This window comes from Pseudomonas sp. F1_0610, assembly GCF_047470865.1.
GTDB lineage: Bacteria > Pseudomonadota > Gammaproteobacteria > Pseudomonadales > Pseudomonadaceae > JAZDRH01.
Genome location: NZ_JAZDRH010000017.1, coordinates 60857 through 68963, shown reverse-complemented (window position 1 = coordinate 68963; position 8107 = coordinate 60857). Strand labels below are relative to the sequence as shown.

The window sequence follows — 8107 nt, the reverse complement described above, 5'->3', positions numbered from 1 at the left end:
GAAATATCTAAAACAATAAAAAACTAGGTATTAAGCATTTTAGCCTTCATGCACTATCAACTTAGAATTACTGTGAATTATCTATGGATACTAAAGATTCTAATTGCAAAAATGCATGGGGATATAGCAACTGACCCTGAAAACCTATAAAAGATGTTTCAGTCCATAGTAGTTTTTGACTTAATCTAATAGGCAAGGCATCTGCAATAAGGGTAGTACAATAACGATGCGGCTCATCTGCTGCACCTAAAATAAAAGGCTGCCCCAGTTGTTTTTTTAATTCAGTTATTAGGATTTCTCGCTCGACCAGCGTAAGACTTTTAATACGATAAGCTTTCCAAGTCAGCGCTAGTCTCTTGTCTGTAAACTCAGCCAAAGTAGACTGAATAACCTGGTTCAGCTGTTCTGGTCTATCATCTGTTGTGGCATGAATAATCTGAATTTTTGGCTCTACCGCAACTACAACGCCTAGATGAGACCAAGTACTACCGCTTAATTTCTGGATGATCTGACTTTCATAACCAGTACCAGCGCGAAAAATAAGATCGCCTACGGCTAAATTATACTTAGCTGGTATTTTATTTGTCTGCTCAGCACCTTGACTGCTGTTGGAAAAAGTAAACAAATAATTAAAAAAAAAGAACAGCGCCATAAAAATTCGTGTTCTTTTTTTAAGTGATAACCTACTTAAATACTGACTTTCCACTTATCATCACTTTTGATTAGACGGATACGCTCAGTAGTTTGGCGGCTGTCTTCTTTTTTAAATTCTACATTTAAAATAATAACGCCACGATTATTCGCTTCATCCATTTGAGTTTCTTTAACCGTAATGTTTTTTACACCGCCATTTTGCTCTGCTTTGGCTTGGCTTTTGGCAACACCTGCTTTTACTTTGCCGCTTACCAACTCTTTAACATTAGCATTCTGTTTGCTATGCTCTGGAATATGAATTAGCTCCAAAACAGTATCTGCATCACCCTTATAGGCAGCATTTAAAAACTTAGTTGCCACATCTTCAGGGCTACTACCAGAGCAAGCGGTTAGTGTAGCTAATAGAAATAGTGTTGTGAAAATCCCCAGTATTTTACTCATATTGCTATCCTTGTAAGTATTAAAAATAATTATTCTACTGACTTCAGTATCTTATGCAACACAAGAAAAATTATACATTTAAATAGTATTTATTATGTTACTCTTAGTTTGTCGTGAATTTTACAATTAAGCCTTGTTACTATGCTTAATAAGTATTAAAAATATCTCCTCGAATAATCCTCCCACTATTTTTCACAGAAGCTTTATCAATTAACTTAGCTCAAAATAGACTATCCACATTAAGGTGCATAACTATGATAAATAAATTTATTGGCTGTTTACTCGGTGGGGCCGTAGGCGATGCGCTAGGCGCTCCTGTTGAGTTTATGAAAAGAGCTGAGATTATTCGGCGATTTGGTAGCCAAGGAATTACTCAGTACGCTCTAGCCTATGGTGGATTAGGTTTCATTACTGATGATACGCAAATGACCTTATTTACCGCTGAAGGCATGCTCAATGGATATCTTTGCCATAGTTTGAGCGGTATGATTGATTATCAAAAAAGCTTATCTCAGGCTTATTTACGTTGGTTAATGACTCAAGGTGAACAACCTGTTAATCGCATTGATCTTGATCAGCAGCCCTCTAGCTGGCTCATTAACCAGCCTCAATTACATCATAGACGCGCTCCTGGTCTTACGTGCCTTTCAGCATTATTAGCAATGACTGATGAGATGAAACTTGCTCACAATAATAGTAAAGGCTGCGGCGGTGTTATGCGCGTAGCACCAATAGGACTATTCGCCAGTCGCCAGCCTGACGTTGATTCATTTGAATTAGGTATAGTAGCGGCTGCCCTTACCCACGGACATCCCACAGGATCATTAACTGCTGGTGTTTTTTCCCAGTTAATTCACTCTATTATTGAAGGTTTCAATTTAGTCGATGCCCTAAGTATGGCTAAAAATAAGCTGATAACCTATCAAAATCACGAGGAAACATTGCTAGCTATCGAACGTGCAGAAAAATTAGCCTGTTCTAACCTAATACCAGAACAAGCTATTGCTCAATTAGGTGAAGGCTGGGTAGCGGAAGAAGCACTAGCTATCTCCATTTATTGCTCATTAATAGCTAAGAGCTTTGAGGAAGCACTTATTATTGCAGTAAACCATGACGGTGACTCGGACTCAACTGGCGCTATTACGGGCAATATATTGGGTGCTTTGCAAGGTGTTTCTGTTATTCCTAGCGAATGGTTAGAGCATTTAGAATTACGTGAGGTGATAAAAAAGCTCGCCACTGACTTATATGATTTCCCCAACTGGAACACTGATAGATTAAGCTCCTAAAGCACTAAAAACGCCTATTCTAGGTAGATGTTCTGGCTACCAGGGCTTTGCCAGAATGAAACTTAGTTAAGCTCATACAGTTTGAGTGAACTAAATTTCTTTTCATGCAAATTACAATAGTGGGCTAAATAATCTCACTATATTTTCAAACAAAACTTTCAATGTTGGTCGTTGCAACCAACGTTCTTGAGTGATGTATTCACTTTGCATGAGATACTCATCTTGTTGTTGTACAAGCTGGTTCACTGTTGTTGCATCATAAATTGCTAAGCTCACTTCTAAGTTCAAAAAGAAACTGCGCATATCCATATTAACTGTGCCAAAGATAGCGTAATCATTATCTACCACCAGTGTTTTAGCATGCAGTAAACCACCATCAAATAATGCGAGCTTAACGCCGTCACGTAACAAAATATCGTAATAAGCACGAGTGGCATATCGCACTAATAAAGAATCAATTTTACGCGGCATAATAATAGTTACATCAACCCCTCGCATTGCAGCTGTACGTAAAGCTAATAACAAGGATTCATCAGGCACAAAGTAGGGCGTTGTAATGATAATACGTTCAGTAGCCGCATGAATGGCACAAATAATGGTTTCATAAATTACATGATGTGTTTCATCAGGCTCTGATGGTATCAACTGAGCTGGAATATTGCCTGTCGCTGCTGTGGATAAGAATTTGGCTTTATGCTCATCTTGGCTGTAAGACAAAATAGTATCCTGCACTTCCCGTAAATTACCTTCATTTTCCACCGCCCAGTCTGCATAGAATACGGCACTCATCGCCTCTACTACTGGACCTTGACAGCGCATCATTAAATCAACCCACTGCCCTACGCCTGAATCTTGTTTAAATAAAGCAGGATCTACCAAATTAAAGCTACCCGTGTAACCAATTTGATTATCCACAATGAGCAACTTACGGTGATTACGCAAATCACTGCGAACAAACCATGTTTTGATGATTCCCACACTCAATGCTGCTACTACTGGAATTCCAGACTGTTTTAAGATATCAATCCAAGACGTCTTTAAAAATGAATGGCTACCTACGTCATCGACCAAAATTTTACACGTTACACCGCGTTCACTTGCTGCAATTAAGGCCTTAAGCAAGTGCTCTATACGTCCTACCGGTTCTAAAATATAGAACTCTAATAGACAGCTATCTTGGGCATGGTTAATATCATTTATCATGCAATCTAAAATGCTATCAGTGGTATTTAGTAAGCGCATCTGATTACCATTAGTAGGCACAAAGCCTGATAAACGAGAAGCTAATAGACTTAAACCTGTTTGTTTGGCTTCTAATTGTGTGGCGTGATGTATATTTAGGTCAGGTAGGTGATTTTGGCTAAATTCACGATAAAAGCTGAGCATTTCTCCTTTTCGCGTTCCACGCTCACCCCCCAGTTTTGGCTCACCAATAAGCAAATAAGCAATAACACCAAAACCTGGGAAAGCAAAAAGCAATACTAACCATGCAAAGATAACGCCAACAGAACGTTTTTGTGAAAGTAAGCGAACACAAATAGTTAAAATTAAAATGCTATAAAGTAGAAGAAAAAAAGCACCCCAAGAGACTTCAAGCCACATAATTTTCTCACTATTAGAAAGCTGGAATGCCGTATCTTAACAAAATACGCTTGATTTTGACTATTAAAGCCCAGCCTTTAACTATATATGCATACAGTAATAAGTCAAAAAATCTCGGAATTAATTATGTATAAAATATTATATTTAAATATCTTATACATAATTACCTCAGGTTACTACCTAGCCTGATGTTTTATACTGCAATCTAGCTAGCAAAATACCTGTGAACTTCTCAATGTAAAAAATGATATATTCATCACAAAAAAAAGAGCACTTAGCACTTAGCAAGGCCTCAGGTATTTATTTTTTTACTTAAATTTCAGCCACTTACGCAAAGCTTTACTCGGCACTAGACTAAAGTTATAATTACTCAAATTTTTTGGATAGCGTTTGCATTGTATTAATTTTTTATTAATATTTTCAAAAAATTTTCATGTAAAGCCTAGACTTAAGTTCTATTAAAACGGACAGTTAAATACTTTACATGCACATAAAATATATTATATTTTGAACAAGCAAGCAGTATGGACTAGTAGAATAGACTAGTTAGTCACTACTTGATAATTGCCACACAAAATATATTAATTTTTGATAGTTTGACAGGAAGATGCGCTTTACTGAGGCGCTAAACAAAATAGATACGAGCAACAAAAATAAAATCTATAAAGTATTACAAGGATTTGGTGATGATAAGTATTAACTACTCGTTAGGGATGGTAGGCGCTGTTTTGCCTCCATTGGTAATTCTTTTTGCATGGTGGATAACCAAAGGCTTTCGTAGTGAGAAACGATCACAACAAGCATTCGCATATCATGAATTACAGCATAACCCTCTAACTGCAAAAATTTCGCAATGGGTCACTATCAACCAAATTAATGGTATTGATTATGATGGCTGGCGCGATTCTGATGATTACAAAGTAACACTCTCCACTCAAAATATTAAAATTGCTTTATTTGCTCCTGGTACTTATCACCTAGTAGTTAGCAGCTTTAGTGACCCTAATCTACAGTACATACCTTTTACCATTACCGTTGAAGCAGGCCGCATCTACCAGTTAGGCTGTGATAGCAATGGCCCATACTGCACAGAAGAATTTGCCTCTGGCATTTATGACTTGTCAGAGCATGAGCTGGATGCTCGCAGTATTGCCTATTAAATACAGGCTCCCAAGTCTGCGTCAGCTATGCTCTGAAAACTAAAACTATGGGGCATAGCTATGCAACAACTCACATTACTGGCTCATTGGTTAACCCAAGCTAAGTACTCTTTGGTATTTACTGGCGCAGGCATGTCTACAGAAAGTGGCATACCAGACTTTCGCTCTGCCAAAAATGGTTTGTGGCAAAAGTTTAATCCAGATGAGCTGGCCAATGTACAAGCTATTTGGCGCAATACGGAAGAATTTATTGCGTTCTATCAGGCACGGCTTAAGGATATACGCCAATACCATCCACATGCAGGCCATCAAGTTCTTGCTCAGTGGCAACAAGAAAATCAAATAAAAACAGTTATCACACAAAATGTAGACGGCTTTCATACGCAAGCAGGCAACACTGATGTAATAGAGCTACATGGTTCTTTTAATGCACTGCATTGTCATGACTGTCAAGCGCCACATACGGTGGATGATTTTTTACAGGGGCAAAGCCAATGTCGGTGTGGCGGTATTATTCGCCCTAATATTATATTGTTTGGCGAAATGCTTCCGGAGCTAGCTTTTGCCCAAGCGCAACACCATACTCAGCAAGCTGACTTATTTATTGTATTAGGTTCATCTTTAAGCGTATCACCTGCTAATAGCTTTCCTCGGCTAGCTAAACAGCAAGGCGCCAAACTTGTTATTATCAACCAAGATCCAACTGAGTTGGACTATCTGGCTGACCTGTGCATTACAGATATTCGCATTAAGGATGCATTAATCACACTCAATCAGCTGATTAAAAAGGGGGCTTAATCACCGCCCCCCTTTTGTTTGCTTATCTATCTAGATTAGGTAGCATACCTGTAACAACAAGTACTTGAATAATAATAATCGCAATACCTAACAGGAAAACAAAAGCTAAGCCTAAATTCCCCCCCATCACACGATAGCCGCCCTCATGTGTTTGACGTGTTTTATAAACTAATAAGGCGGGTAAAATCAGCGCTAAAATAGCCAAAGCAATAGCTGCAAAGCCTAATGCAAAGACAAAGCCTTCACGAAAAAATAACGCAAAAGGCAGTGGTGGTAAAAATGTAATCAAGCCTGTTTGTAAGCGCCCTTTTGCAGTGTCTTTTCGCTTAAAGAAACCGGCAAGAAAATCAAACAAGCCCAATGCAACGCCTAAGAAAGATGTTACTAAAGCCAGAGCCGCAAAGGTGGCTACGATAACTTCAACAACCTCTGTTTTGAGCACTGCTTTCATTGCTGACAACAGGTTCTCTAGCGCAGAAACCTGTGTATTTTGCAAAATACCAATTAGAGTTTGACTATGAATAGTTCCTAAAGTTGCCAGTAACCATAAAATATAAACTACTAATGGAATAGCACTGCCGACGATAAAAATAATACGTAGTTTTTTCGTATCACCTTGCATGTAACTCACTAAGCTAGGCACGCTGCCATGAAAACCAAAAGAAGTAAACACAATAGGAATAGCCGCCAGCACGAAGGCATGGCCAACCGGCATGGTTTCTAAGTTAATACTTTTCACGTGGGGCAGTAAAAAGAATAGTAAACCCACTAAAAATACAATTTTGGCCGCAAACAGGCAGCGATTAACCAAGTCAACAGAGCGCGTTCCTACACACACAATAGTGCCACCAATAGTGGCAAAGGCTAAAACACCTATCGCCTTGGGTAGGTTTAGATCAAACCATTCATTCAGTGACGCCGTAATAATATCCCCACCGCCTGACAAATAAGCAGCAACTAATGAGTACATAAGAAACGGCATGGCAAAACTAGCCAGCCATTGCCCAGGCGCACCTAAATAAGTTTTAGCAAGATTAGATAAACCAATATCTGGTTGACTGTATTGATAAGCTTCAACTAATAATAACGCGGTATAGCTCATGACCAACCACAAACCTACCAGCATTAAAAATGCCACACCAAAACCTGAACTTACCGTTGCAATAGGCATTGCTAGCATACCGGCACCTAAAGCAGTACCTGCAACGATAAATGTACTGCCAATTGCGCTATTTTTCACAAAAACCCCTATTTAGTGCAGCTACGCACTTTTAGTGAGAGATAAACAGCCCTTGGTGTCTGTATTTCTACCACACAAGGGCTAAATTCTTAGTCTTCGCCGTATTCAGCGCCAGCAGGAATACTTGTTATAAATTTATCACCTTCGCCTTCATACATTGAGGCAACCTGCTTGTGATCTACCATATAAAAGTGGCCTTCTTCAGTTAAGAAGTGCCAAGCAATTGTCGGTTCACCTTCCACTTCATGACTAGGGTCTCCGGCTGTAATTGTTAGTAATTGCTGTCCTAATTTTTCACATAAAGCATAAATGAGTTTTTCAAAACGCGGTGCATTAGCTTTTGCTTCTGCAAAGCGTTGCTCTTTATCTGTAATTAAGTCAGCTAAACGAGCCGCCTCAGCTGACAACTCCTCTTCTGCTAACAACTTAGTTTCTGGCAAGGCTTTAATCCATGCGCTGTTTAGCTTAATAAGATCTTCTTTATCATTGAGTGCATAAAACTCATCTGCTAATACATCTAATGATTTAATAAAGTTTTCTGAGTCCCAGTAAGAACCGTCTAAAAACTGGGCCAGTTGTTCCTCATTTAAGCTTGCAATTTGAGCTTTAGCTTTATTTAACAAAGCCAAATGCTGTGTAGCTTGCATGGACTGCAAGCCCTGCTCTACAAAGTCTAACAAACCAGCATCCCAACCTGAGTTATAAACAAACTGAGAAAAACCACCATTGTTAATTTGCGCAAGATAGTAGTCCACAAAATAACTTTTTAACGCATCGTCACACATTTCGCTGTAACGTACTTGCTCAGCTAAAAGGTTGTTAATAAACTCAATGTTGCAATAAATGGCATCATAAGCATCATCAGAGTTAACACTTTCGTGGGATAAAACTATCTGTTTTAAGATCATAAAGAATCCTGACTA

The 8107-nt window shown here is 38.7% G+C and carries 8 protein-coding genes; 3 read left to right on the top strand and 5 right to left on the bottom strand.

The window, feature by feature from the left end; translation table 11 throughout:
- Positions 1–67: 67 nt before the first annotated feature.
- Positions 68–652, bottom strand: coding sequence for a YiiX/YebB-like N1pC/P60 family cysteine hydrolase (locus VQ643_RS10710; RefSeq protein ID WP_414199764.1), 585 nt, complete (start codon positions 650–652; stop codon positions 68–70).
- 35 nt (positions 653–687) lie between these two features.
- Positions 688–1095, bottom strand: coding sequence for a DUF4878 domain-containing protein (locus tag VQ643_RS10705; protein ID WP_414199763.1), 408 nt, complete (start codon positions 1093–1095; stop codon positions 688–690).
- 254 nt (positions 1096–1349) lie between these two features.
- Between VQ643_RS10705 and VQ643_RS10700 the strand changes: the two genes are divergently transcribed.
- Positions 1350–2384 carry an ADP-ribosylglycohydrolase family protein gene (locus tag VQ643_RS10700; RefSeq protein ID WP_414199762.1) on the top strand — a complete coding sequence of 345 codons (1035 nt, stop codon included), beginning with the start codon at positions 1350–1352 and terminating at the stop codon, positions 2382–2384.
- 111 nt (positions 2385–2495) lie between these two features.
- On the opposite strand, the gene cls is transcribed toward VQ643_RS10700, so the two are convergent.
- The gene (cls, locus tag VQ643_RS10695; RefSeq protein ID WP_414199761.1) at positions 2496–3986 is read right to left on the bottom strand and encodes a cardiolipin synthase; all 1491 of its coding nucleotides are present in this window, start codon (positions 3984–3986) and stop codon (positions 2496–2498) included.
- 686 nt (positions 3987–4672) lie between these two features.
- Between cls and VQ643_RS10690 the strand changes: the two genes are divergently transcribed.
- A complete protein-coding gene (locus VQ643_RS10690) occupies positions 4673–5146 on the top strand; it encodes a hypothetical protein (protein WP_414199760.1) in 474 nt (157 codons plus the stop codon).
- A gap of 60 nt (positions 5147–5206) precedes the next feature.
- Complete coding sequence (locus VQ643_RS10685; RefSeq protein WP_414199759.1) at positions 5207–5944, top strand: SIR2 family NAD-dependent protein deacylase; 738 nt, start codon at positions 5207–5209, stop codon at positions 5942–5944.
- Between the two features lie 22 nt (positions 5945–5966).
- Here VQ643_RS10685 and tyrP read toward each other — a convergent pair whose 3' ends face one another.
- Positions 5967–7184: a tyrosine transporter TyrP gene (gene tyrP, locus VQ643_RS10680; protein ID WP_414199758.1), complete on the bottom strand. Its 1218-nt coding sequence runs from the start codon at positions 7182–7184 to the stop codon at positions 5967–5969.
- A gap of 89 nt (positions 7185–7273) precedes the next feature.
- Positions 7274–8092 carry a DUF4375 domain-containing protein gene (locus VQ643_RS10675; protein ID WP_414199757.1) on the bottom strand — a complete coding sequence of 273 codons (819 nt, stop codon included), beginning with the start codon at positions 8090–8092 and terminating at the stop codon, positions 7274–7276.
- Positions 8093–8107: the final 15 nt, after the last annotated feature.

What these genes read in the sequence shown, in the direction of transcription:
- VQ643_RS10710 (WP_414199764.1), bottom strand. Translation starts at nt 652, where the DNA reads ATGGCGCTGTTCTTTTTTTTTAATTATTTGTTTACTTTTTCCAACAGC.
- VQ643_RS10705 (WP_414199763.1), bottom strand. Translation starts at nt 1,095, where the DNA reads ATGAGTAAAATACTGGGGATTTTCACAACACTATTTCTATTAGCTACA.
- VQ643_RS10700 (WP_414199762.1), top strand. Translation starts at nt 1,350, where the DNA reads ATGATAAATAAATTTATTGGCTGTTTACTCGGTGGGGCCGTAGGCGAT.
- cls (WP_414199761.1), bottom strand. Translation starts at nt 3,986, where the DNA reads ATGTGGCTTGAAGTCTCTTGGGGTGCTTTTTTTCTTCTACTTTATAGC.
- VQ643_RS10690 (WP_414199760.1), top strand. Translation starts at nt 4,673, where the DNA reads ATGATAAGTATTAACTACTCGTTAGGGATGGTAGGCGCTGTTTTGCCT.
- VQ643_RS10685 (WP_414199759.1), top strand. Translation starts at nt 5,207, where the DNA reads ATGCAACAACTCACATTACTGGCTCATTGGTTAACCCAAGCTAAGTAC.
- VQ643_RS10675 (WP_414199757.1), bottom strand. Translation starts at nt 8,092, where the DNA reads ATGATCTTAAAACAGATAGTTTTATCCCACGAAAGTGTTAACTCTGAT.